Below are 17,725 nucleotides of genomic sequence, written 5' to 3'. Positions count from 1 at the left end.
GTATCCCCAAAAAACCTGTTGAAATCTTTGGTTTTGAAATATCCGTTTTCATATAAAAACTTCTCCACTATTTCTGAATAATTGGAGAAGCTGCTCTTTAAAATTCACTGATAATTTTAAAGATATTCCGGTTATTAGTTTTCAATGATCAGGCTACTGCCTGTTGGGTGACGGAGCCAGCAATCCGGCCAGAGTACCGATGGCTCCGGATGAGATCGCTGTACAGATGGTGATCACTTCAATTTTGATACTGTCCCCTTTTATGCAAAGCGCAAAAATTCCTGTAATAATCATCAGTATCACCAGCCCCAGGATAATCACAATCGAGCGGCAGATCCAGATATCATCTCTTGGAGGAACATGGGGGCGAATAAGTCTGTGGCTTTTATTTCCCTGGTTTATGCTATTTCTGCCGGCAAGGGGTCTTACATACTGAATCCCTCCGTTTGTTGAAGCTTTCATGGCTATCAGTTTTATAGTATAAAGTTCCGCCAAAAAAGCATAGAGGTCAATTACCCAAACGGGTGATTTCCAGGAAGGTGATACTTCCGGGAAAACAGGTAATGATTTATAATGTTATTTTGAAGAACAGACTGGTTCCCGGCTTTTCAGACAATATTCCGCATTCACCGTTCAGCTCATCCATTCTTTTTTTCATGTTCCTGAGGCCGTTCCCTTTCTGGCATTCTTCAGGAATTCCTTTTCCATTATCTGAAATTTTCATGATAAAAACATTTGCATTCTGAGAAAATGTAAGCTTAAGCTGATCTGCCTGGCTATGTTTATAAGCATTGTTAACCGCTTCTTTCAGGCATAGGAACATATTTCTTCTCTGCTCAGTAGAAACAGGAGTTTCCGTAATAATATCTTCACATTCGGAGCGTAATATGATTTTTGTTTTTTTAAGGAAGTTTCCCGCATATAATATTGCATAATCAGTAAAACTCCCCAAAGTGTCGTTTCCGGAATTCAGGCTCCAGAGCATCTCCCGCATAGAGATATTCATTTCCTCAGAAGTTTTCAGCATTTCGTCAATGTCTTTCTGTAGTTCTATATCTTCTGCCCTTTGCCTTAGAAATTCTGCCTGAAGCTTCAATGCCGAAATTCCTGCACCAAGGTCGTCATGCATATCATGTGAGATGCGTTCCCGCTCATGTTCCAGCATTTTCTGTTTTTCGAGTTCTTTCTGGAGGAGCTGGTTTTGGTACTCGGCTTCTTTGAGCTGCTTTTCCTTTAAGTTCAGCAATTGCTTTCTGTTATACACCACAACAACGAAAATAATGAAGCCTACAAATAGCATCATTACAATGATTGCCGTGATATACACTATCTTTAATTCTATAGGAAGATTTTTCATTGCCTGCAAAATAAGCTGCGTAAGAACAGCAAATAAGTTATGATATTAATGAATGTAAAAACCTTAGCAATCTCCATCAAAAAACTGCGGTCTGTAGTATTAAAAAAATACATGGGAAGCATTCTGAAAATGTAAAATACGGCCCAGAATAACAGTGAACTGCTTAGCCAGAAGAACCGTTGGTTTAAAATATTTCCGTCTTCATCTGTCCTGGAAATTTTCCTGTATAGCCAGAACAATGAAATAAAAATGAGGAACAGACAATACAGATATCCTGTCATGATAGAATAGTCGGTTTCGGAAATAAAAATAAACAGGCTGCTTAACAGCAGAAAAACAGATGCTGTTATCTTAATCACCATACTATTTCCGGTTTCTCTGTAATAAATATATCCGAAATAGCCAATACAAAACAGGTCTAAGTAGTTGTATATTCTTGCTGTAATAAAGTCAGCTTTAGCCGTAATTAATATTTCGGCCCCAACAGTCACCCCGAAATAAAGAAAAAAAAATTGTTTCCACAGCCTTTTATACGCTATGGAAACAATAAAATTTGTATTGATTACAGTATAATATATGATATCAGGTATTGTCATTTTTTAACAGTTTCCTGGAGGACAAAGTCCGTTTCTGTCATATAATGCGGTATCATCAGCAGGTTTCAATTCACCATCAACATATTTTTCTACCACCATAATAAAGGTCAACCTATTATAATATATTTCATTTATCAGATGCATTGCAGGGTAAAAAGAAACTACAAAAGTTAATAAAGGTTCTTTTGCAGACTGTCTTAAAAATTCCTGATAAACTCCATCTCTTACAATAAAGCGCTTTGTATTTCCGGGATTAGGATCTCCTTCGGGAATATAAGTATCTAATATACCCTTCAGATTTCTGGCATAAAATTCTTTATGGTCTAAAAACTCCTGTTCTGTTATACTTATTTTAGAATCACAGTTGTTTACAATATAGTACTGATCTTCTTTGGAATCCTGCCACATGAAAATCAGACCCTCATTCTCAATCTCTCCTAAAAAGATATAAGCTTCATTTACATTATTGAAAATATCTTTAAGAACGGTTTCTGTGATCAGGAAACGCTTTTCATAACTATCAGACACGCAGGTGTAAAACTTATTAATCATCCCGGGCGCATCGGCCGCTTTCATAAGGTTATTATCTGTTACAGGAGGATCCGTTTTTATAAGTTCGTTTAGTTGCTGATGGTTTACACCAGGGAAGCCTTTATTAAAGTTTCCTTTTGTTTCAGAAAGGATATTATCTGTTTTTATCCCCGTCTCTGATTGCTCATACACTTTCATTTTACTCCAGTCAATGTGGTCTGCAGTAAGTTTTAGATTTTTTGTACTCATGGTTTCTTAGTTTTTAAAATTGTTAAATTTGTTTATTGCTTCTACTTTGTTGCTGACATGCAGTTTCCGGTAGATATTGCCTACATGTTTTTTTACAGTATCAATGCTGATGCATTTCTGATCTGCAATTTCTTTGTACAAAAGTCCCTGTGAAAGCAGTTCGAGTATTTCCTTTTCACGCTCTGTGAGCTCATCGAAGCCTTTGATCTCGGGCAGTTTCTTTTCAAAATGTTTCAGGACTTTCCGGGCGATGGAAAAGCTCATAGGCGCTCCGCCGTTATAGACATCCCGGATGGACGACAGAATTTTATCCATGCTTTCTCCTTTTACAAGGTAGCCCATGGCCCCAGCTTTTAAGGAATTGAAGATTTTTTCGTCATCTTCAAAGCTTGTACACATAATGAACTGGGTGTCCGACATCTCCTTTCTGATGTGCTCAATGATCTCTATTCCCAGCATATCAGGAAGCTGGATATCCATCATTACTACATCCGGGGAGATTTCCGGGAGATTTTTCAATGCCGTACTTCCATCAAAGAACTGAGCCGTCACCTTCATATCATTCTGATAATTGATGATCTTCTTCAACGCATTGTTGTAGTTCTTTTCGTCTTCTACTATGGCAATGGAAATGCTCATGTCATTTTTGTTTGAAGCAAATTTCAACAGAAAACAGGTAAGAATCAATTACACTTTTGTGTAATCTTTAATGAGTTTATAATTATGGTTAGTTTTTCTCTATTAAATTTAATCAATTTTTCATTGCAAAGTTCAGTTTCATTTAAATAATTTATGAATTATTTAACCAGCTGATCCAGGATCGGATGATCTATGCTGCTGACTGTATTCTGAGGCCTGATCTGTTCAAAAACCTGGACGAGATTCTTCCCTTTTTTTAACCAGACTCCGGGAATATATAATGTCTGCTGAGGCCCGGCCACACTCCAGTATCTGCCGATATTTTTACCGTTGATAAAGACAATGCCTTTCCCAAAGTTCCGCATATCGAGAAAAGTATCTCCGGTTTCATCGAGTTTAAATTCTGCTTCCTGAATGACCGGAACACGATCAGCAATATTTTTTTTCTGATACGTATGTTTGGGAAATTGATCAAATGGTAAAGAAAACATCTGCCAATTTCCTGAAATGGTACTTCCATTAATCCGGACAGGTTCTATGATGCCTTTCAGATTATGAACGATCTCTGCACCGTAATTGATACGCCCCATATTTTCCACCATAATATCCAACCGGTCCCCGGCTTTGAGGTCAATGTCAACAGCGTATTTTTTATTGATCCTGTTCAGCTCACCTTTCCAGACTCCGTTCACATAAATATTGGCATAGTCTCTCAATCCCCTGATCTCCAATAATCCTTTTTGAGCTTTATCAGATATTCTCCTGTATACAACATATCCGTTTCCGATATTCAGATCTTCAAATGTAAGAGGCTGATCACCGGTAACAGGCTTTATTTTACTGATCACGTCAAACAGGCTGGCGACTTTTGTAAACCCAATGGCCGGGATCGTGATTACCTTTGGTGCTTTCGGGACTTCCGGAAGCTTGCCAGGATTTATTTTTTGAAATATTTCTCTTAAAGCATTGTATTTCGGGGTTGCCAAACCTGATTCACTGATAGGAGCATCATAATCATAACTTGTAATATCCGGCTGAATGTCAAAATCTTTATTATAATTGGCCCCGCTTGTAAAGCCGAAGTTGGTGCCACCGTGAATCATATAATAGTTGAAAGAAACTCCATTTTTTATGTATAAGTCTGTTTGCTTCACCACTTCTTCTGCAGCAACTTTCACAAAGGGCTCTGCCCAGTGGTCCAGCCATCCCGGGTAATACTCTGCTACCATATACGGACCTTTTCCTCCATTGTATTCATTGATGCTTTTCTTTAAAACCTCAATATCGCTTTCTCCGTTGGCAGTGGGTAAAGCACCGTCTATAGAGCCACCTTTAAAAAGCGAGCTTCCATCCGAAGTAAATAACGGAACAGTGATGCCCCCCTTCAACAGCATGTCTTTTATTTTATGGCTGTATTTACGGTGTTCTTCCAACGGTATATCTTTTCTCTGGGCAACGTAAGATCCAAATTCATTTTCTGCCTGTACCATGATGACAGGGCCTCCATTATTGATCTGCAGCGGAACGATCTGCCCCGCAAGCTGATTGATGTATTTTTCACATTCATCCAGAAAAGCTTTATTATCTCTTCTTATTTCCAGATTTTTATTTTTTTGCAGCCACCACGGATACCCTCCGAATTCCCATTCTGCACATACATAAGGTCCGGGACGAATGATAACATACAACCCGACCTCCTGTGCTGTTTTTATAAATCTGCGCAGATCTTTTTCTCCTGAAAAATTCCATTTTCCGGGTGCTTCTTCATGGTAATTCCAGAAGACGTAAGTGGTCACGGTATTCAATCCCATTGCTTTCATCATCTGCATCCTGTGCTTCCAGTATTCCGATGGTACTCTTGGGTAATGCATTTCCCCGGAATAGATGGTGAATGGTTTTCCGTTCAATAAAAAATGACCGTTTTTAATTTCAAAATTTCCTTTTTGGGAAAACATCGTATTAATGAAGAAAACAAAAAGAATACTATATAAATACCGGCTGAAATTTCTCATATTTGAAGGCATGATTTTTGTAAAATTAAAGAATAAAAATCATATTGAATATCAAATAATATAATCATGAAAAAAAGTCTTCTGGTACTGGGTGCAGTACTTACCTTAACAGCCATCAGCTGCAAAAAAAATGAAAGCGGAAACAAAAGCGTTATCAAAACAGACAGCTCAGAAACAGTTATTACAGATACCAACGGAAAAATAGATTCTGTAACTCAAAGTTCCTCTACAGTAGACATGAATGGTCAGAAAACAGAGAAAACCGATTATGTTTATAAAGCTACAGACGGAACTCTTGTAAAAGTAGTATTTAAAAATGATCCGAAGGAAAGCACGGTAGCTATTACCAGCAACAAGAAAACATTCACTCTTCCCAAATCGGAAACCAACGGGGATGAAACCGTGTACAAAAAGGATGATATGACCGCAAAGGTAAAAGGAGACAGTATTCACCTGGAGCAAGGCAATAACATCATCGAACTGAAAAGAACAAAGATTTAAAAATAAAATGTCCCTCAATATTGAGGGACATTTTATTTTATATTGATATACTCAGACTTTCTCCAGCAGATCACTATTGATCCACCCATATACGGGTTCCCCATCTTTTCCTGCCTCCATTAAAACATAGACATAAAACCATCCCAACTTACTCTTAATGAATTCAACCGGGGTATTCTTTTTGAGTTTCACAATAAGGTCTGACTCAGTTCTGGCATCCTTTCTTACGTTGGCAAAATCTGCCACTACATTGTACATATCTGCAGTATCATCCTCCCTTCCAAATAATTTTGCCCTGAGACTTTCCATAGGAAACGCAGGCCCGGGATCATTTTTCCTGAAAGGTGCAATGTCATCATGCCCCAGAATATCTTTAATATTATAGGTTTCAGTCAGTAATTTACAAACCTGAAAACAGCTCTCTATCTGTCTTTCCGTAAAGCTATGCCAATAGGAAGTAGTATTCTCATGTTTATGCATCGCCTCTACCACTACATCTTTCGGATATTCTTTTTCAAACCATGAGTAGTATCTTTCATTGACTTTTTTAAGTTTTCCCGGATTTTCCAGTTCTATACTGATGGAAAAGTCATTGAATCCTGATCGGTCTGCCCACCGGCTTCTTCCGGCATGCCAGGCTTTTTTATTGAACTCTACCATTTGAGTAATCCTCCCGTCCCTATCAATAATAACATGAACGGAAGCTTTCGCTGTAGGTTCTTTAAACCAGTTGATGGTATTTTCAACCCCATGTCCCGCAGTAAAATGAATGATAATGTATTCAGGAATAATAATTCCCTCTTTATTGGGTGTCTCTACAAAGTTAACACTCTCCCCGGAAATTGTTTTTTCTAACTTATCCTCTACGATAATCATGATTAGTTTTATTAAGCCTGCAAATTTATTCTAAAAAAATTAATTAAGCGTTAAAGAAATAAAGAAAACCATTCATATTTCGAATGATTTAATTAAAAATTCAACATTTTATTCTGATTTATCACCTTAAACAGGATATTTCTCTTTTTGAAAATGATTATCCGGAGCCGGCATAAAAAAAACCATCCGGATTCCGGATGGTTTTCTATTGATATCTGAATGAATATTATTCTTCAGTTTTTTCTTCAGTAGTATCAGCTTTAGCTTCTTCTACTTTCTCTTCTACTGCAGGAGCTTCAGCTACTACCGCTTCAGCTTTTTTAGGTGCAGCAGTTGATCTTCTGCTTCTTCTTGTAGCTTTTTTCTCCTCAGCATTCGGGTTGTAAAGCTCGTTGAAATCTACTAATTCGATAAGAGCAGTATCAGCAGCATCACCTGGTCTGAATCCTGTCTTGATGATTCTTGTATAACCACCGTTTCTTTCAGCGATTTTAGGAGCTACAGTTCTGAATAATTCAGCAACCGCAAATTTATTTTGAAGGTAAGAGAATACTACTCTTCTGTTGTGTGTAGTATCTTCTTTTGCTTTTGTTAATAGAGGCTCAACATATACTCTTAAAGCTTTAGCTTTAGCTACAGTAGTGTTGATTCTTTTATGCTCAATTAGAGAACAAGCCATATTAGAAAGTAAAGCACTTCTGTGAGAAGCTGTTCTTCCTAAGTGATTGAATTTTTTACCGTGTCTCATTATTAATTATTTATCAGCGTCTAACTTATATTTTGCAACGTCGAAACCGAAGTTAAGACCTTTTGAATGCACTAATTCTTCTAGTTCTGTCAAAGATTTTTTACCAAAATTTCTGAATTTCATCAAATCAGACTTACTGTAAGAAACCAATTCTCCAAGAGTTTCTACTTCAGCTGCTTTCAGACAGTTAAGGGCTCTTACGGAAAGATCCATATCTGCTAATTTAGACTTAAGTAATTGTCTTGTATGAAGAGTTTCCTCATCATATTGGATAGATGCTTTTACAGCTTCAGTTTCAAGGGTGATTCTCTCATCAGAGAATAACATGAAGTGATAAATTAATATCTTAGAAGCTTCTGTTAAAGCATTCTGAGGGCTGATAGACCCGTCAGTTTCTATATCTAATACAAGTTTTTCGTAGTCTGTTTTTTGCTCTACACGATAATTTTCAATGCTGTACTGTACTTTCTTGATCGGCGTGAAAATAGAGTCAATAGCAATAGTACCTACAGGTGCATTGTTTGACTTATTTTGTTCAGAAGGAACATATCCTCTTCCTTTTTCAATATTGAAAGTAATTTCGAAAGTTACATCAGTGTTCAGGTTACAAATCACTAAATCCGGGTTTAAAACCTCGAATCCGTTGATCGATTTTCCTAAATCACCAGCAGTAATAATCGTTTGACCTGAAACTTTAGCAACAACCTGCTCATTAGCCTGGCCTTCTGCTGCAGCTTTTAATCTTACCTGCTTTAGGTTAAGAATAATTTCGGTAACGTCTTCGATTACTCCTGGAATAGTTGAAAATTCGTGCTCTACACCTTCTATTTTGATAGATGAAATAGCATATCCTTCCAGAGAAGAAAGCAACACTCTTCTCAAAGCATTACCGATTGTAAGCCCGAAACCTGGTTCCAAAGGTCTGAATTCGAATTGACCTTTAAATTCATCAGAGTTAAGTAAAATTACTTTATCGGGTTTTATGAATTGTAAAATTGCCATATTATTGGGTTGAGCAAAAATTTGATTAAAAAATTATTTAGAGTAAAGTTCGACGATAAGGTTCTCCTTGATGTCTTCCGGAATCTGGATTCTTTCAGGAGCAGAAATGAAGGTACCTTCTTTCTTCTCATCGTTGAATTGTAACCACTCATAGTTTGACTTAGAAGCCAATGCATTGGTAACAACTTCAAGAGACTTAGACTTTTCTCTTACAGCGATTACATCACCAGCTTTTACCAAGTAAGAAGGGATATTAAGTATTTCTCCGTTCACAGTGATGTGTCTGTGAGAAACCAATTGTCTAGCACCAGATCTTGTTTTAGCAAAACCTAATCTGTAAACTACGTTATCCAATCTTGATTCACAAAGTTGTAATAGAACTTCCCCTGTTACCCCTTTACTTCTGTGTGCTTTTTCAAATAAGTTAGCAAACTGTCTTTCTAAGATACCGTAAGTATATTTAGCTTTTTGTTTTTCAGCCAACTGAACTGCGTATTCTGATTTTTTAGCACCTCTTCTTTTGTTAGGACCGTGTTGTCCTGGCGGTTGGTTCTTTCTTTTTTCGAAGTTTTTATCATCTCCGTAGATTGCAGCACCAAACTTTCTAGCAATCTTAGTTTTAGGTCCAATATATCTTGCCATAATGGGTAAATTCTAAAAATTAAACTCTTCTTCTTTTTGGTGGTCTACATCCGTTGTGTGGCATTGGAGTCACATCAACGATTTCGCTAACTTCAATTCCTGAATTGTGGATAGATCTGATAGCAGATTCTCTACCTGCACCTGGACCTTTCACAAACACCTTTACTCTTCTTAAACCAGCTTCGTGAGCTACAGCAGAGCAATTTTCAGCTGCCATCTGAGCAGCAAATGGAGTATTCTTTTTAGAACCTCTGAATCCCATTTTACCGGCAGAAGCCCAAGAGATAACCTCTCCGTTTTTATTTGTTAAAGAAATGATGATGTTATTGAAAGAAGCCTGAATATGAGCTTCACCAATAGCTTCAACTTTTACTTTTCTTTTTTTAACTACTTTAGTTTGTTTTGCCATAATTCCTAACGATTATTTACTAGCTTTTTTCTTGTTAGCAACAGTTTTTCTCTTCCCTTTACGTGTTCTAGAGTTGTTTTTCGTTCTCTGGCCTCTTAAAGGTAATCCAAGTCTGTGACGTATTCCTCGTTGGCATCCTATGTCCATCAATCTCTTGATGTTCAATTGCACTTCAGATCTCAATTCTCCTTCTACTTTTACGTTTTCAGAGATATATGTTCTGATTGCAGCCAATTCATCGTCATTCCATTCGTTGACTTTCTTGTCTTCGCTGATACCGGCAGCTTTAAGGATTTCAGAAGAAGTACTTCTTCCTACTCCATAGATGTAAGTTAAACCGATAACACCTCTTTTGTTTTTTGGTAAATCAATACCTGCAATTCTCGCCATAATTTAATGTTAACCTTGTCTTTGTTTAAATTTTGGGTTCTTCTTGTTGATTACGAATAGTACACCTTTTCTGCGTACGATTTTGCAATCAGCGCTTCTTTTTTTAATTGATGCTCTTACTTTCATTTTGATAGTATTTATTTTTTACAAATGCCAAATGGAATGGGTATTCCATTTGGCTAATTGTTTTAGTATCTAAATGTGATTCTCCCTTTCGTTAAATCATAGGGAGACATTTCTAGTTTTACCTTATCACCAGGTAAAAGTTTAATATAATGCATTCTCATTTTGCCGGAGATATGAGCAATAAGGATATGCCCATTTTCCAGCTCTACACGGAACATGGCGTTCGAAAGTGCTTCCACGATCACGCCATCCTGTTCAATATGTTTTTGTTTTGCCATAAATTAATATCCAGTCGTTCTTGATAATTTAGACTGCATTAAGCCATCATAGTGATGGTTCAGCAGATATGTATTAATCTGTTGAACTGTATCTAAAATTACACCCACCATAATTAATAGTGACGTTCCCCCGAAAAATAGGGCAAACGCATCTGTCTGAACAAAGCTTCCATGCACAATTGCCGGAAGGACTGCAAAGATAGATAAAAAAATTGCACCTGGCAAGGTAATTTTTGATAAAATATCATCTAAATAATCAGCGGTCTCTTTTCCGGGTCTTACTTTCGGTACTAAACCTCCGTTTCTCTTTAAATCATCAGCCATCTGGTTTACCGGAATAGTAATCGCAGTATAGAAAAATGAGAAGATAATAATTAATAGCGCAAACAATACGTTGTACTGCCAGCTAAAAACATTCTTGAAACCTGCAAGAAAAGTGTTAGACTCATCGAATTTTGTTAATAATCCTGGTACGAACATCAATGCCTGGGCAAAGATAATCGGCATTACACCAGCAGCATTTACTTTCAATGGGATCCATTGTCTTGCTCCCTGCATAAGATTTCTGTTTACACCTCCTCTTGCTTGAGCTCTGCTTACATACTGAATTGGAATTTTTCTAACAGCTACTGATAAGATCACTGCTAAAAGAACTACCAACATCCAGAATAATACTTCAATAAGGATCATGATAGATCCCATTCCTCCTTTACCGTTCTGCACGGCCATCTCCTGTACGAATGCCTCAGGTAATCTTGAAAGGATCCCCACCATAATAAGGATAGAGATACCATTTCCGATTCCCTTATCGGTAATCTTTTCACCTAGCCACATTGCAAATACTGAACCGGCTACAAGAATAACAATACTTGGTAACCAGAACATGATTGAATTAGGCTCTACATAATATGCAGACTGGAACTGAGCATAGGGTAAGAATAATTGAGTAATAGAAGTTAAGTAAGAAGGTGCCTGTACCAGACAAACCCCGATCGTTAACCATCTTGTAATTTGGTTCAATGTATTTCTACCTGACTCTCCATCTTTCTGAAGCTTCTGAAGATAAGGAATAGCCATCCCCATCAACTGAACAATAATAGAAGCAGAAATATAAGGCATGATTCCTAACGCCATTACGGAAGCGTGGCTGAAAGCTCCCCCCGTAAACGACGAAAGCAAGCCAAGGAGACCTGCTCCTTGCTTGTTACCGCCTTGATTTTTATAATGCTCTAAGAGATCTCCCACCTCTGCAAGGTTAATTGCGGGAAGTGAGATATAAGATGCGAATCTATACACAAGGATAATTCCTAAAGTAAAGAGAATTTTATCTCTAAGCTCTTTAAGACTCCAAATATTTTTAAGTGTTTGTATAAATTCTTTCATTAGTAAGTATTATAAGGTAATTGCTTTTCCACCTGCCTTAGCAATAAGCTCTTCAGCAGATTTAGTGAATTTGTCAGCAGAGATTGAAACCGCAGATTTCAATTCTCCTCTACCCATAATTTTCACTAATTCGTTTTTAGAAATGATTCCGTTTTCTACCAAAACTTCTTTCGTGATATCTCCAGTGATGGATTTGTTCTCGATTAAAGTTTGGATTGTATCAAGATTCACTCCTCTAAACTCTTTTCTGTTTACGTTTTTGAAACCGAATTTAGGTAGTCTTCTTTGTAAAGGCATCTGTCCACCTTCGAAACCGATTTTCTGAGAATAACCCGCTCTAGATTTTTGACCTTTGTGACCTTTTGTTGAAGTACCTCCTTTTCCAGTACCTTGACCTCTACCAATTCTTTTTGAGTTGAAAGTAGATCCTGCAGCAGGTTTTATGTTATTTAAATTCATTTTAATTTCTCTTTTATAAAATTATTTTTGAACTTCCAGTAAGTGACCCACAGCAGCTATCATTCCTAAGATAGAAGGAGTAGCTTCGTGCTCTACAACTTGGTGAAGTTTTTTTAATCCTAATGCTTCAAGCGTTCTCTTTTGGGTTTTTGTTCTACCAATAGCGCTTCTTACTTGCTTTACTTTAATTGTTGCCATTGTTTTAATTATTAACCGTTAAACACTTTACTTAGAGAAACTCCTCTCATTCTAGCGATTTCTTCAGGTCTTCTGATATCCAATAACGCTTTGAAAGTAGCTTTCACCACGTTGTGAGGGTTAGAAGATCCTTTAGATTTTGAAAGGATATCGTGAATACCAGCTGATTCCAATACCGCTCTTACCGCACCACCGGCGATAAGCCCTGTACCGTGAGAAGCAGGTCTTAAGAAGATATCTGCACCACCGTATCTAGCAGTAGTTTGGTGAGGAATAGTGTGGTTCATTACTGGAACCTTAACAAGGTTTTTCTTAGCGTCTTCAACTGCTTTAGCAATTGCAGAAGCAACCTCTTTAGATTTTCCTAAACCGAAACCGATTACTCCATCTTCGTTACCTACAACTACGATAGCAGAAAATCCGAAAGCTCTACCTCCTTTTGTTACTTTTGTTACTCTGTTAACAGCTACGAGACGATCTTTTAATTCTAATCCTCCCGGTTTTACTCTTTCTATATTATCTAGTCCTAACATATTTTCCGAAATTTAATGATTAGAATTTAAGTCCTCCTTCTCTCGCACCATCTGCTAGAGCTTTCACTCTACCGTGGTATACGAAACCGTTTCTGTCGAATACAATATTTTCGATTCCTGCAGCGATAGCTTTAGCAGCAATAGCTTTACCAACAGCAGCAGAAACTTCTGTCTTAGTACCTTTAGCGTCTACTCCTTTCTCTCTTGAAGAAGCTGATGCCAGAGTTGTACCGTTTTTATCGTCGATTAACTGAGCGTAAATTTCCTTATTACTTTTGTATACAGATAATCTTGGCAATTCAGAAGAACCAGAGATTTTTCCTCTTACTCTTCTTTTGATTCTTATTCTTTTTTCTAATTTACTTAATGCCATAATACTTATAATTTATTAAGCAGATTTACCAGCTTTACGTCTAACATTTTCACCAACGAATCTTACACCTTTTCCTTTGTATGGCTCAGGCTTTCTGAAAGAACGGATCTTTGCAGTAACCATTCCTAGAAGTTGCTTGTCATGAGACGTTAAAGTAATAATTGGGTTTTTACCTTTTTCAGTCAATGTATCAACTTTCACTTCGCTTGGAAGTTCTAATACGATACCGTGAGAGAATCCTAAAGCCAACTCAAGTTTTTGACCTGCGTGAGAAGCTCTGTATCCTACCCCTACTAGTTCTAGTTTCTTTTCGAAACCTTCTGAAACACCAACAATCATGTTGTTGATCAACGCTCTGTATAAACCGTGAAGCGCTTTGTGTTGTTTAGAATCAGATGGTCTGTTTACGTTAAGTTCACCATCTTTCTGTTCTAAAGTAATTCCTGCAGTAAGCTCCTGAGAAAGTTCTCCTTTAGCTCCTTTTACAGTTACTACACCGTTGTTTTCAGTGATTGTAACTCCTGCTGGAATTGTTATAATTGCTTTACCAATTCTTGACATTTTCCTCTGATTAAAAATTAATAAACATAGCAGATTACTTCACCGCCTACTTTCTCTTCTCTAGCTTTCTTGTCAGTCATTACTCCTTTAGAAGTAGAGATGATAGAAATACCCAAACCGTTTAGTACTCTTGGAAGCTCAGCTGAACCTTTGTACTGTCTCAAACCTGGTCTAGAAGCTCTTTGGATAGACTTGATAGCCGGTTTGTTGGTTTGCTTATCGTACTTTAAAGCGATTTTGATCACTCCTTGAACAGCGTTATCTTCAAACTTGTAGTTTAAGATATACCCTTGATCAAATAGGATCTTAGTAATCTCCTTTTTGATTTTCGATGCAGGAATTTCCACCACTTTGTGGCCTGCGCTTTGTGCGTTCCTTACTCTTGTTAGGAAATCTGAAATTGGATCTGTTACCATTTTTCTTTTATAAATTATTGGTTAAAGAACAATCAGTATTGAAAAGACTTGAAGATTAAAATATCAGACTTCAGAAATCTTCGGTCTGATATTTTTATTCTTTAGTATCCTGACAACTTAATTGTCCCGATTTTAATTAGTAATTATTACCAACTAGCTTTTCTTACACCTGGGATAAGACCGTTGTTTGCCATTTCTCTGAAAGTTACTCTGGAAATACCGAACGTTCTCATGTATCCTCTTGGTCTACCTGTCAGTTTACATCTGTTGTGTAATCTTACAGGAGAAGCATTTTTAGGCAATTTTTGAAGTCCTTCGTAATCACCAGCTTCTTTAAGAGCTTGTCTTTTAGCAGCGTATTTAGCAACTAGTGCTTCTCTTTTGCGCTCACGCGCTTTCATTGATTCTTTAGCCATTTCTTAGTTCTTTTTAAATGGTAAACCGAAGTGAGTTAATAATGCTTTAGCTTCTTTATCTGTTTTCGCAGTTGTAACGAAAGTGATGTCCATCCCCTGGATTTTTTTCACTTTGTCAATTACGATTTCAGGGAAGATAATCTGCTCAGTAATACCTAAGTTGTAGTTACCTCTACCATCGAAACCATCCGCTTTGATTCCAGAGAAATCTCTGATACGAGGCAAAGCAGAAGAAGTAAGTCTGTCTAAGAATTCATACATCTGGTTTCCTCTAAGGGTAACTTTTGCACCTACCGGCATACCTTTTCTCAATTTGAAAGCAGCTTCGTCTTTCTTAGAGATCGTACCAACAGCCTTTTGACCAGTGATATTTGTAAGCTCTTCTACAGCATAATCAATGATTTTCTTGTCTGCAGTAGCATCACCTAAACCTTGTGATACAACGATTTTCTCTAATTTAGGTACTTGCATTACTGACTTATACCCGAATTCTTCCATCATTGCAGGAACAATTGTCTCTTTATATGCTTTTTTGGGTCTTGCTATATATTCCATGTGTTATTTAAAATTATAAAGTTTCACCCGTTTTTTTGTTGATTCTTACTTTCTTATCTCCTTCGATTTTGTAACCTACTTTGATAGCTTTTCCGTCTTTACCTACTAAAGCTACGTTTGAGATATGAATAGAAGCTTCTCTTTCAACGATTCCTCCTTGAGGATTTGAAGCTGAAGGCTTAACGTGCTTTTTGATGATGTTAAGTCCTGCAACAACTACTCTAGGGTCTCTTCCTTCTTTCTTGATCACTTCAATAACTTCACCAGTCTTACCTTTGATATCTTTCTTACCAGTAGTAATGATTACGTTATCTCCTCTTTTTATTTTTAACTTTGACATTTCTTTAAAAAATTTTAAAAATTAAAGTACTTCAGGAGCTAATGAAATGATTTTCATATATTCTTTGTCTCTCAACTCACGAGCAACCGGTCCGAAAACACGCGTTCCTCTCATTTCTCCTGCTGCGTTTAGTAATACACAAGCATTGTCGTCGAATTTGATGTATGAACCATCTTTTCTTCTTACTGCTTTTTTAGTTCTTACTACTACAGCTTTAGATACCTGACCTTTTTTTGCGTTTCCTGATGGTGTAGAATCTTTGATCGTAACAACGATTTTATCACCAACTGAAGCATATCTTCTTCTGGTTCCTCCCAGAACTCTGATAACTAGTACTTCTTTTGCACCTGTATTATCAGCAACTTTTAATCTTGATTCTGTTTGTAACATTATTACTTAGCTTTTTCAATGATTCTTACTAATCTCCATCTCTTGCTTTTGCTCAAAGGTCTAGTTTCTTGGATAAGAACTGTATCACCTTCTGCGCATTCGTTGTTCTCGTCGTGTGCAGTATATTTTTTCGTTTTCAAAACGAATTTACCGTACATCGGGTGCTTTACTCTTGTAGTTTCACTAACAACAATAGTTTTTTCCATTTTATTGCTGGAAACCACTCCGATTCTTTCTTTTCTTAAATTTCTATCCATTGTAAAATGAAATTATTGTTTGTTAGTTAACTCAGTGTTTAGTCTTGCGATTGTTTTTCTCAAATCTCTGATTTGAATAGGGTTTTCAATTGGGCTGATTGCATGAGCCAATTTCAATTTAGAATATTGAGCTTTAGCTTCAGTTAATTGAGCTTGAATATCACCCGCGCTTAGATTTTTAATATCAGCTTTTTTCATTGTATTCAAAGATTATAGAGGTTTAACAAAATCGTTAGCAACGATGAATTTAGTAACTACCGGTAATTTCTGTGCAGCAAGTCTAAGAGCTTCTTTCGCAACTTCGTAAGGAACTCCACCTACTTCGAACATAATTTTACCTGGTTTTACTACAGCTACCCAGTATTCAACAGCACCTTTACCTTTACCCATCCTTACTTCGGCTGGTTTCTTAGTAATCGGCTTATCCGGGAAGATTTTGATCCATAGTTGACCTTCTCTCTTCATATATCTTGTCGCAGCAATACGAGCCGCTTCAATTTGTCTTGCAGTGATCCAAGCCCCTTCAGTTGCTTTGATCCCAAATGTTCCGTAAGCAAGTTGACTACCTCTCTGGGCATTCCCCTTCATCTTCATCTTGTGAACTCTACGGAATTTGGTTCTTTTTGGTTGTAACATAATTTCTAAATTTTAGATTTTAGATTTTAGATTTTAGATTTTTTTTAATTTTAAAAAAGTAACGGTAATTTAAAACTCAAAACTCTAATCTAAAATTTTAATTATTATTGTTATTGTTGTTGTTTTTTCTAGGTCTTCTGTTGTCTCTGTCTCCTCCTCTGTTTCCTCTGTCTGACTGACCTCCTTTTTTCTGTTGTCCCACTAGTGGAGAAAGTTCTCTTTTACCGTAAACTTCACCTTTCATGATCCAAACTTTTACTCCTAATCTACCGTAAGTAGTGTGAGCTTCTGCCCAGTGGTAATCGATATCAGCTCTGAAAGTTGACAATGGAATTCTTCCTTCTTTGAAAGATTCTGATCTTGCCATTTCAGCTCCGTTCAATCTACCAGAGATCTGAACTTTGATACCTTCAGCACCCATTCTCATAGTACTTGCCATTGCCATTTTAACAGCTCTTCTGTAAGAAATTCTGTTTTCAATTTGCTTAGAAATACTATCAGCAACTAGTACAGCATCTAATTCAGGTCTTTTGATTTCGAAGATGTTGATCTGAATATCCTTACCAGTCAATTTCTTCAACTCTTCTTTCAATTTATCAACTTCCTGACCTCCTTTACCGATGATCAATCCCGGTCTAGCAGTAGTGATTGTAACTGTTACTAATTTAAGGGTTCTTTCAATATAAATTTTTGAAATACCACCTTTAGATAATCTAGCCTCAAGGTATCTTCTGATTTTGTAGTCTTCAGCGATTCTGTCTCCATAATCGTTTCCACCAAACCAGTTAGAATCCCATCCTCTGATGATACCTAATCTATTACCAATTGGATTTGTCTTCTGTCCCATACCTT

General features: G+C 37.0%; 29 protein-coding genes. 1 reads left to right on the top strand and 28 read right to left on the bottom strand.

The window, feature by feature from the left end; genetic code table 11:
* Window positions 1-153: 153 nt before the first annotated feature.
* From BBI00_RS18680 to BBI00_RS18655, 5 genes are all read right to left on the bottom strand, one after another.
* Entirely contained in the window at window positions 154-462 is a 309-nt protein-coding gene (locus tag BBI00_RS18680; protein WP_065400335.1) for a hypothetical protein, read from the bottom strand.
* A gap of 106 nt (window positions 463-568) precedes the next feature.
* Window positions 569-1,357 (bottom strand): sensor histidine kinase, encoded by a 789-nt coding sequence (locus tag BBI00_RS18675; protein WP_065400334.1) that lies wholly within the window; start codon window positions 1,355-1,357, stop codon window positions 569-571.
* Window positions 1,358-1,956: 599 nt separating this feature from the next.
* Window positions 1,957-2,733 carry a hypothetical protein gene (locus BBI00_RS18665; protein ID WP_065400332.1) on the bottom strand — a complete coding sequence of 259 codons (777 nt, stop codon included), beginning with the start codon at window positions 2,731-2,733 and terminating at the stop codon, window positions 1,957-1,959.
* A gap of 6 nt (window positions 2,734-2,739) precedes the next feature.
* A complete protein-coding gene (locus BBI00_RS18660; protein WP_065400331.1) occupies window positions 2,740-3,372 on the bottom strand; it encodes a response regulator transcription factor in 633 nt (210 codons plus the stop codon).
* 158 nt (window positions 3,373-3,530) lie between these two features.
* Window positions 3,531-5,384: a glycoside hydrolase family 35 protein gene (locus BBI00_RS18655; RefSeq protein WP_065400436.1), complete on the bottom strand. Its 1,854-nt coding sequence runs from the start codon at window positions 5,382-5,384 to the stop codon at window positions 3,531-3,533.
* 66 nt (window positions 5,385-5,450) lie between these two features.
* On the opposite strand from BBI00_RS18655, the gene BBI00_RS18650 reads away from it, so the two are divergent.
* Window positions 5,451-5,885 carry a hypothetical protein gene (locus BBI00_RS18650; protein ID WP_065400330.1) on the top strand — a complete coding sequence of 145 codons (435 nt, stop codon included), beginning with the start codon at window positions 5,451-5,453 and terminating at the stop codon, window positions 5,883-5,885.
* A 51-nt stretch (window positions 5,886-5,936) separates the two neighbouring features.
* Here BBI00_RS18650 and BBI00_RS18645 read toward each other — a convergent pair whose 3' ends face one another.
* The 23 genes from BBI00_RS18645 to rpsC all read right to left on the bottom strand — a co-directional run bounded on the left by BBI00_RS18645 (window position 5,937) and on the right by rpsC (window position 17,720).
* Window positions 5,937-6,761: an N-acetylmuramoyl-L-alanine amidase gene (locus BBI00_RS18645; RefSeq protein WP_065400329.1), complete on the bottom strand. Its 825-nt coding sequence runs from the start codon at window positions 6,759-6,761 to the stop codon at window positions 5,937-5,939.
* Window positions 6,762-6,987: 226 nt separating this feature from the next.
* The gene (rplQ, locus tag BBI00_RS18640) at window positions 6,988-7,509 is read right to left on the bottom strand and encodes a 50S ribosomal protein L17 (RefSeq protein ID WP_027371704.1); all 522 of its coding nucleotides are present in this window, start codon (window positions 7,507-7,509) and stop codon (window positions 6,988-6,990) included.
* Between the two features lie 6 nt (window positions 7,510-7,515).
* Entirely contained in the window at window positions 7,516-8,511 is a 996-nt protein-coding gene (locus tag BBI00_RS18635; RefSeq protein WP_065400328.1) for a DNA-directed RNA polymerase subunit alpha, read from the bottom strand.
* 33 nt (window positions 8,512-8,544) lie between these two features.
* The gene (rpsD, locus tag BBI00_RS18630; RefSeq protein ID WP_045491111.1) at window positions 8,545-9,153 is read right to left on the bottom strand and encodes a 30S ribosomal protein S4; all 609 of its coding nucleotides are present in this window, start codon (window positions 9,151-9,153) and stop codon (window positions 8,545-8,547) included.
* Window positions 9,154-9,172: 19 nt separating this feature from the next.
* The gene (rpsK, locus tag BBI00_RS18625; RefSeq protein WP_034694697.1) at window positions 9,173-9,562 is read right to left on the bottom strand and encodes a 30S ribosomal protein S11; all 390 of its coding nucleotides are present in this window, start codon (window positions 9,560-9,562) and stop codon (window positions 9,173-9,175) included.
* Window positions 9,563-9,574: 12 nt separating this feature from the next.
* On the bottom strand, window positions 9,575-9,952 hold the full coding sequence (gene rpsM, locus BBI00_RS18620; RefSeq protein WP_002983260.1) for a 30S ribosomal protein S13: 378 nt from the start codon (window positions 9,950-9,952) through the stop codon (window positions 9,575-9,577).
* A 9-nt stretch (window positions 9,953-9,961) separates the two neighbouring features.
* Window positions 9,962-10,078, bottom strand: coding sequence for a 50S ribosomal protein L36 (gene rpmJ / locus BBI00_RS18615; protein WP_007839480.1), 117 nt, complete (start codon window positions 10,076-10,078; stop codon window positions 9,962-9,964).
* A gap of 62 nt (window positions 10,079-10,140) precedes the next feature.
* A complete protein-coding gene (gene infA / locus BBI00_RS18610; protein ID WP_002983257.1) occupies window positions 10,141-10,356 on the bottom strand; it encodes a translation initiation factor IF-1 in 216 nt (71 codons plus the stop codon).
* Window positions 10,357-10,359: 3 nt separating this feature from the next.
* Window positions 10,360-11,739: a preprotein translocase subunit SecY gene (gene secY, locus BBI00_RS18605; RefSeq protein ID WP_002983253.1), complete on the bottom strand. Its 1,380-nt coding sequence runs from the start codon at window positions 11,737-11,739 to the stop codon at window positions 10,360-10,362.
* 9 nt (window positions 11,740-11,748) lie between these two features.
* Window positions 11,749-12,198, bottom strand: coding sequence for a 50S ribosomal protein L15 (gene rplO / locus BBI00_RS18600; RefSeq protein WP_065400327.1), 450 nt, complete (start codon window positions 12,196-12,198; stop codon window positions 11,749-11,751).
* A gap of 21 nt (window positions 12,199-12,219) precedes the next feature.
* Entirely contained in the window at window positions 12,220-12,396 is a 177-nt protein-coding gene (gene rpmD / locus BBI00_RS18595; protein WP_027371710.1) for a 50S ribosomal protein L30, read from the bottom strand.
* An 11-nt stretch (window positions 12,397-12,407) separates the two neighbouring features.
* On the bottom strand, window positions 12,408-12,929 hold the full coding sequence (gene rpsE, locus BBI00_RS18590; protein WP_065395922.1) for a 30S ribosomal protein S5: 522 nt from the start codon (window positions 12,927-12,929) through the stop codon (window positions 12,408-12,410).
* Window positions 12,930-12,948: 19 nt separating this feature from the next.
* A complete protein-coding gene (gene rplR / locus BBI00_RS18585) occupies window positions 12,949-13,302 on the bottom strand; it encodes a 50S ribosomal protein L18 (RefSeq protein WP_065400326.1) in 354 nt (117 codons plus the stop codon).
* A gap of 15 nt (window positions 13,303-13,317) precedes the next feature.
* Window positions 13,318-13,863 carry a 50S ribosomal protein L6 gene (rplF, locus tag BBI00_RS18580; protein WP_065400325.1) on the bottom strand — a complete coding sequence of 182 codons (546 nt, stop codon included), beginning with the start codon at window positions 13,861-13,863 and terminating at the stop codon, window positions 13,318-13,320.
* A gap of 17 nt (window positions 13,864-13,880) precedes the next feature.
* On the bottom strand, window positions 13,881-14,279 hold the full coding sequence (gene rpsH / locus BBI00_RS18575; RefSeq protein ID WP_002983236.1) for a 30S ribosomal protein S8: 399 nt from the start codon (window positions 14,277-14,279) through the stop codon (window positions 13,881-13,883).
* A 146-nt stretch (window positions 14,280-14,425) separates the two neighbouring features.
* On the bottom strand, window positions 14,426-14,695 hold the full coding sequence (gene rpsN, locus BBI00_RS18570; RefSeq protein WP_002983233.1) for a 30S ribosomal protein S14: 270 nt from the start codon (window positions 14,693-14,695) through the stop codon (window positions 14,426-14,428).
* A gap of 3 nt (window positions 14,696-14,698) precedes the next feature.
* Window positions 14,699-15,250 (bottom strand): 50S ribosomal protein L5, encoded by a 552-nt coding sequence (gene rplE, locus BBI00_RS18565; protein WP_065400324.1) that lies wholly within the window; start codon window positions 15,248-15,250, stop codon window positions 14,699-14,701.
* Between the two features lie 13 nt (window positions 15,251-15,263).
* A complete protein-coding gene (gene rplX / locus BBI00_RS18560) occupies window positions 15,264-15,590 on the bottom strand; it encodes a 50S ribosomal protein L24 (protein ID WP_002983229.1) in 327 nt (108 codons plus the stop codon).
* Window positions 15,591-15,611: 21 nt separating this feature from the next.
* Window positions 15,612-15,980, bottom strand: a complete 369-nt coding sequence (gene rplN, locus BBI00_RS18555; protein WP_002983226.1) for a 50S ribosomal protein L14 — start codon at window positions 15,978-15,980, stop codon at window positions 15,612-15,614.
* Window positions 15,981-15,982: 2 nt separating this feature from the next.
* The gene (gene rpsQ / locus BBI00_RS18550) at window positions 15,983-16,237 is read right to left on the bottom strand and encodes a 30S ribosomal protein S17 (RefSeq protein ID WP_065400323.1); all 255 of its coding nucleotides are present in this window, start codon (window positions 16,235-16,237) and stop codon (window positions 15,983-15,985) included.
* A 12-nt stretch (window positions 16,238-16,249) separates the two neighbouring features.
* The gene (gene rpmC, locus BBI00_RS18545; RefSeq protein ID WP_027381309.1) at window positions 16,250-16,435 is read right to left on the bottom strand and encodes a 50S ribosomal protein L29; all 186 of its coding nucleotides are present in this window, start codon (window positions 16,433-16,435) and stop codon (window positions 16,250-16,252) included.
* 12 nt (window positions 16,436-16,447) lie between these two features.
* Window positions 16,448-16,873 carry a 50S ribosomal protein L16 gene (gene rplP, locus BBI00_RS18540; RefSeq protein ID WP_002983219.1) on the bottom strand — a complete coding sequence of 142 codons (426 nt, stop codon included), beginning with the start codon at window positions 16,871-16,873 and terminating at the stop codon, window positions 16,448-16,450.
* A 97-nt stretch (window positions 16,874-16,970) separates the two neighbouring features.
* Window positions 16,971-17,720, bottom strand: coding sequence for a 30S ribosomal protein S3 (gene rpsC / locus BBI00_RS18535; protein WP_034694675.1), 750 nt, complete (start codon window positions 17,718-17,720; stop codon window positions 16,971-16,973).
* Between the last annotated feature and the right edge of the window lie 5 nt (window positions 17,721-17,725).

The organism is Chryseobacterium arthrosphaerae, assembly GCF_001684965.1.
Classification (GTDB): domain Bacteria; phylum Bacteroidota; class Bacteroidia; order Flavobacteriales; family Weeksellaceae; genus Chryseobacterium; species Chryseobacterium arthrosphaerae.
Note: the sequence above shows the minus strand (reverse complement) of the source record. Positions and strands in the feature narration are given on the sequence as shown.

What these genes read in the sequence shown, in the direction of transcription:
- BBI00_RS18680 (WP_065400335.1), bottom strand. Translation starts at nt 462, where the DNA reads ATGAAAGCTTCAACAAACGGAGGGATTCAGTATGTAAGACCCCTTGCC.
- BBI00_RS18675 (WP_065400334.1), bottom strand. Translation starts at nt 1,357, where the DNA reads ATGAAAAATCTTCCTATAGAATTAAAGATAGTGTATATCACGGCAATC.
- BBI00_RS18665 (WP_065400332.1), bottom strand. Translation starts at nt 2,733, where the DNA reads ATGAGTACAAAAAATCTAAAACTTACTGCAGACCACATTGACTGGAGT.
- BBI00_RS18660 (WP_065400331.1), bottom strand. Translation starts at nt 3,372, where the DNA reads ATGAGCATTTCCATTGCCATAGTAGAAGACGAAAAGAACTACAACAAT.
- BBI00_RS18655 (WP_065400436.1), bottom strand. Translation starts at nt 5,384, where the DNA reads ATGAGAAATTTCAGCCGGTATTTATATAGTATTCTTTTTGTTTTCTTC.
- BBI00_RS18650 (WP_065400330.1), top strand. Translation starts at nt 5,451, where the DNA reads ATGAAAAAAAGTCTTCTGGTACTGGGTGCAGTACTTACCTTAACAGCC.
- BBI00_RS18645 (WP_065400329.1), bottom strand. Translation starts at nt 6,761, where the DNA reads ATGATTATCGTAGAGGATAAGTTAGAAAAAACAATTTCCGGGGAGAGT.
- rplQ (WP_027371704.1), bottom strand. Translation starts at nt 7,509, where the DNA reads ATGAGACACGGTAAAAAATTCAATCACTTAGGAAGAACAGCTTCTCAC.
- BBI00_RS18635 (WP_065400328.1), bottom strand. Translation starts at nt 8,511, where the DNA reads ATGGCAATTTTACAATTCATAAAACCCGATAAAGTAATTTTACTTAAC.
- rpsD (WP_045491111.1), bottom strand. Translation starts at nt 9,153, where the DNA reads ATGGCAAGATATATTGGACCTAAAACTAAGATTGCTAGAAAGTTTGGT.
- rpsK (WP_034694697.1), bottom strand. Translation starts at nt 9,562, where the DNA reads ATGGCAAAACAAACTAAAGTAGTTAAAAAAAGAAAAGTAAAAGTTGAA.
- rpsM (WP_002983260.1), bottom strand. Translation starts at nt 9,952, where the DNA reads ATGGCGAGAATTGCAGGTATTGATTTACCAAAAAACAAAAGAGGTGTT.
- rpmJ (WP_007839480.1), bottom strand. Translation starts at nt 10,078, where the DNA reads ATGAAAGTAAGAGCATCAATTAAAAAAAGAAGCGCTGATTGCAAAATC.
- infA (WP_002983257.1), bottom strand. Translation starts at nt 10,356, where the DNA reads ATGGCAAAACAAAAACATATTGAACAGGATGGCGTGATCGTGGAAGCA.
- secY (WP_002983253.1), bottom strand. Translation starts at nt 11,739, where the DNA reads ATGAAAGAATTTATACAAACACTTAAAAATATTTGGAGTCTTAAAGAG.
- rplO (WP_065400327.1), bottom strand. Translation starts at nt 12,198, where the DNA reads ATGAATTTAAATAACATAAAACCTGCTGCAGGATCTACTTTCAACTCA.
- rpmD (WP_027371710.1), bottom strand. Translation starts at nt 12,396, where the DNA reads ATGGCAACAATTAAAGTAAAGCAAGTAAGAAGCGCTATTGGTAGAACA.
- rpsE (WP_065395922.1), bottom strand. Translation starts at nt 12,929, where the DNA reads ATGTTAGGACTAGATAATATAGAAAGAGTAAAACCGGGAGGATTAGAA.
- rplR (WP_065400326.1), bottom strand. Translation starts at nt 13,302, where the DNA reads ATGGCATTAAGTAAATTAGAAAAAAGAATAAGAATCAAAAGAAGAGTA.
- rplF (WP_065400325.1), bottom strand. Translation starts at nt 13,863, where the DNA reads ATGTCAAGAATTGGTAAAGCAATTATAACAATTCCAGCAGGAGTTACA.
- rpsH (WP_002983236.1), bottom strand. Translation starts at nt 14,279, where the DNA reads ATGGTAACAGATCCAATTTCAGATTTCCTAACAAGAGTAAGGAACGCA.
- rpsN (WP_002983233.1), bottom strand. Translation starts at nt 14,695, where the DNA reads ATGGCTAAAGAATCAATGAAAGCGCGTGAGCGCAAAAGAGAAGCACTA.
- rplE (WP_065400324.1), bottom strand. Translation starts at nt 15,250, where the DNA reads ATGGAATATATAGCAAGACCCAAAAAAGCATATAAAGAGACAATTGTT.
- rplX (WP_002983229.1), bottom strand. Translation starts at nt 15,590, where the DNA reads ATGTCAAAGTTAAAAATAAAAAGAGGAGATAACGTAATCATTACTACT.
- rplN (WP_002983226.1), bottom strand. Translation starts at nt 15,980, where the DNA reads ATGTTACAAACAGAATCAAGATTAAAAGTTGCTGATAATACAGGTGCA.
- rpsQ (WP_065400323.1), bottom strand. Translation starts at nt 16,237, where the DNA reads ATGGATAGAAATTTAAGAAAAGAAAGAATCGGAGTGGTTTCCAGCAAT.
- rpmC (WP_027381309.1), bottom strand. Translation starts at nt 16,435, where the DNA reads ATGAAAAAAGCTGATATTAAAAATCTAAGCGCGGGTGATATTCAAGCT.
- rplP (WP_002983219.1), bottom strand. Translation starts at nt 16,873, where the DNA reads ATGTTACAACCAAAAAGAACCAAATTCCGTAGAGTTCACAAGATGAAG.
- rpsC (WP_034694675.1), bottom strand. Translation starts at nt 17,720, where the DNA reads ATGGGACAGAAGACAAATCCAATTGGTAATAGATTAGGTATCATCAGA.